This is a genomic window from Vibrio sp. 99-70-13A1, assembly GCF_013114625.1.
GTDB lineage: Bacteria > Pseudomonadota > Gammaproteobacteria > Enterobacterales > Vibrionaceae > Vibrio.
In genome coordinates, this window is sequence record NZ_VTXD01000077.1 from 1 (window position 1) to 2,802 (window position 2,802).

At 31.3% G+C, this 2,802-nt stretch carries 3 protein-coding genes; all 3 read left to right on the forward strand.

The genetic code is table 11. The features are described 5' to 3' along the window. A partial coding sequence (locus F0226_RS22145) for a glycosyltransferase (RefSeq protein WP_216606702.1) occupies positions 1–699 on the forward strand: 699 nt, incomplete at its 5' end. Then, positions 692–1,429: a galactosyltransferase-related protein gene (locus F0226_RS22150; RefSeq protein WP_171737654.1), complete on the forward strand. Its 738-nt coding sequence runs from the start codon at positions 692–694 to the stop codon at positions 1,427–1,429. The genes F0226_RS22145 and F0226_RS22150, both read left to right, overlap by 8 nt. A gap of 616 nt (positions 1,430–2,045) precedes the next feature. Continuing rightward, positions 2,046–2,802: acyltransferase (locus tag F0226_RS22155; RefSeq protein ID WP_171737655.1), on the forward strand; the 757-nt coding region annotated here is incomplete at its 3' end.

A 2,802-nucleotide genomic window follows, 5' to 3' on the forward strand; every position in this document is an offset into this window, starting at 1 on the left:
TTTTTTTCCTTATATGAAAGGTATCTTAAATTATTTTGTGATCATGTGGTTAGTAACTCTCATTATACTAGTTCAATGTTTAGTAGGTTAGATTCTCCTGTGATACCTGATTGTATTTACTTACCAAAAGTGGCGGTAAAAAAACGCAATAAAGGAATTACTAAGATTGGATATTTAGGACGAATTAGTGCTAGGAAGGGCATTATCACACTACTAACTGCTCTTAATGAGAGTATAAGAGAACCTTTTGAATTGCATTTGATCGGAGATAAGTTATCAAATGATGTTTTATTTGAACACGAATATAGCACTCTTATAGATAATTTAAAGCTAAATAAAAACATCGTGATTGAGCATGGTTTTTCAATTAAACCGCTTGATATTGTTAGAAAATGTGATTTTATGGTCGCTCCATCAATATTGCCTGAGACGTTTGGACTCTCCGTTTTAGAGTGTTTGTCGGTTGGTGTTCCTATTATCGCGAGTGACGTTGGTGCATATCCTGAGTTAGTAACTATGCATAACGGTTTTACTTTTTTTTCTGGTGATAGTGTTGATTTAGGTAATAAGATTAAATTAGCTTTATCTTATGAAGGCGAGGATTACGCTAAGCTTTCTAGTAACGCTATTTCATCTGCAAGTTCATACGATTTTCCTGTTTATCGAGATAATATTTTAGGTTTTATAGATAATGCTTAGTATTGTTACAGTTTCACACGGTCACAATGATATGGTAAGTGACTTAATTTCTTCACTCGTTAAGTTTAGCTCTCCCGAGGATTTTGAATTCATTTTGATTGACAATCTAAATTCTTCTTTTTTTACAGATGAGTTACTTCTGTCTTTGGGGGTTGTTAATTTCAAGCTAGTGAAAAATATCGCACCATTTTCATTCTCAATCAATAATAATATTGGTGTTTCTCTTGCTAGTCATGAGCACATTGCAATTATAAACCCTGATATACAGTTAATTGATAACAGTATGTTTGAATTCTTTAAAAAGGAGGCTCCTTTGCCTAAGGGGCTTTTTTACCCGAGTTTGTTGAATCCTGATTTAACTTATCAGGTACACGGCAAGGCTAAACCTAGCTTAATTAACCAAGCAAAGACCACTATTTTTAGTTTGTTTGGGGCTAAATCTGAATCACCAAAAGGTAGTTATTGGTACTTTGGCGCAGCAATATTGTTGAATAAGAGCTTTTTTTATGAGATTGGTGGTTTTGATATTAGATTTCCTATGTATGCAGAAGATACAGAGCTTTGTGATAGAGTTAGAAAACAAGGTAATAAAATAGAATTATTGGAAGATTGTCGCTTAGTTCATGGTTTAGGGGGGGATTCAAAGGGGAAGTATTTATTTAAAGCAGTTATTTCAAATTTATATTTAAGATATAAAATGTATAAAAATGTTGATAGTTTTAAAGAGTAGAATCATTAATTTATTAATAGTACAATAATTATAATTGCATCTAATTATTGGGGTTGGTATCACCTTATGAGTTGTTTTTAGCTCTTTGTAGGGTGTTAGCCGGCCAAGTAATGATAAGGCTCGAAGAATAACTTCCATATAATTTAAGAAACTATTAGGGAATCACCTTTGGTTTAGAAAGTGTTTCTTAGATATAGTCGGTGTAAATAAAGAAGTCATGTGACTATATGACAGCCCCAAGATGAGAAAAACATAAACACTGCCTCTATAGAATAGCTGATAGCGCGAAATTCCCGTTCTAGAGTATTATAAAGCAAGATGATCTTTTAAATAACTGGATGATGTTTATATTTTGACATTTTTTTCTTTTTAATTTAAGACTATATAATTATATCTGATTAGCTTTTGTGTCCTCTTAATTAGCAATATGTCTTTTTATCTTGTAACTAAAATAGTCAGTGAGCCCGAAGGGTTGATTTTTAGTTAATTATGTATTTAAAGCGAGTTTGGATTTTCGACTATAGCGATATTTTGATTATTATTTTGAACGCTCTTAATTCGATGGGATAGTACGTTTAACAACAAATTTTATGATTTAAAATAAACAGGAGTTACTTTGAAATTAACACAGCTAGAATCACTTAGAGGCGCTATGGCCTTATGGGTGTTCGTCAGTCATGCTCTTCCTTCTGCTGGAATTGATCGTGATAGTGCCAATTTATTCTATAAATTATTCCTTAGTGGAGGTCTTGCTGTAGATGTATTTATAATTCTTAGTGGCTTTGTTATTACTCTAACATTAAATAAGCAGTATCTGGCTAATACTTATACTTATATAGATTATATAAAATCCAGATTTTTTAGAATATTTCCTATATTGTTTGTAACTACGATTTTTGCTGCACTACTCATAAATGTTTCTATCTCAGCACTAGAAACTTTACCATGGGAAATTAAGCAGAATTTTACCAGGTTAGAATATTTAGATGCATCACGCAGTAATATTTATACTCATATAATTGCTCATATGAGTATGATGCACGGTGTTTTAGATTTTATTCTACCTTACTCTTCATATTCGATTAATGGTCCCGCGTGGAGCATATCACTAGAGTGGCAGTTTTACTTAATTGCCCCTTTTATTATTGGCGTTATTTTTAAAAACAAAATTGCTTGTAGACTTACAACATTTTTTGTTGTTGTAGCTGTTTTTATGACTTTTATCAGGTATTTCTATAGTTATCCGTCTTTCTTGCCTAATAAAATTGAGTTTTTTATAGTTGGTATTTTTTCATATTTAATATATGAAAAGTTTAAAAATACTGCAATTGCATTGCATTATTTTATTATTGTAATCTCTGTTGTGTTTTTAT

Bases quoted from the DNA above. Each gene is read 5' to 3' on its own strand.
- F0226_RS22150 (WP_171737654.1), top strand. From the start codon at position 692: ATGCTTAGTATTGTTACAGTTTCACACGGTCACAATGATATGGTAAGT.